Annotated in this window: 1 protein-coding gene; it reads left to right on the top strand. The window is 61.0% G+C overall.

Annotated features, from left to right (window positions below; translation table 11 throughout):
* Positions 1-941, top strand: a 941-nt coding sequence (locus H5T45_07700; GenBank protein MBC7129581.1) for an FAD-binding protein, incomplete at both ends; no start/stop codon positions are given.

Here is a 941-nt window from a genome sequence, read left to right as displayed (position 1 = left end):
GCGGCCATCTGGGCCCATTACGCGGGGATCCCTACCGACCGCATTCTCATCGTCACCAAACTTCGCCATGGTGACTCCAACTCCATCATGGCTCAAGGAGGGATCCAGGCCGCCACAAAACCTCACGATTCCCCGGCCATCCACTTCCTCGATGCTATAGGCGGCGGACATTTCACCAACGATCCCAAACTCGTGCGCGCCCTTGTGGAGGACGCGCCCTTCATCATCAAATGGCATGAGGAATTGGGGGTGATGTACGACAAGGAAGAGGATGGCACGATGATCACCATCCATGGCGGGGGAACATCCAAAAAGCGCATGCATTCCTGCAAGGACTACACGGGCCTTGAGATCATGCGGGTCCTGCGGGACGAGGCGCGAAACCTGGGCATCCCTGTTTTGGAATTCCATCCGGCCGTGGAGCTTCTCACCGACGAATTTGGGCAGGTGGCGGGTGCGGTGGTGTGGAACCTGGAGACCGAGGAGTACAAGATCGTGCGAGCCAAGGCCACGATTCTGGCCACCGGCGGCTGGGGCCGCCTCCACATCCAGAGCTTTCCCACCACCAACCATTACGGAGCCACCGCCGATGGTCTCGTCCTCGCCTATCGCGTGGGCGCAAAACTCCGGGATCTCGATGCCGTACAGTATCACCCTACCGGCGCGGCCTTCCCTGAGCAAATTGTGGGGCTTCTTATCACCGAAAAAGTGCGGGGACTGGGAGCTCAGCCCGTGAACGCTTTGGGCGAGCTTTTCGTGCATCCTCTGGAGCCGCGGGATGTGGAAAGCGCCGCGTACATCCGGGAATGCCTCCCTCCGGAGAAGGGCGGCCGTGGGCTGGGCGTGGTCACCCCTACCGGAATGGTGGGGGTGTGGCTCGACACCCCCATGGTGGACATGATCCACGGGAAGGGTACGTTCCAGCGGGCTCTTTCCTCCAT

The sequence above is a fragment of the Thermoplasmatales archaeon genome (assembly GCA_014361245.1).
Lineage (GTDB): Archaea > Thermoplasmatota > E2 > UBA202 > JdFR-43 > JACIWB01.
The sequence above is the reverse complement of the archived record's forward strand: the minus strand, read 5'-3'. Positions and strand labels throughout refer to the sequence as shown.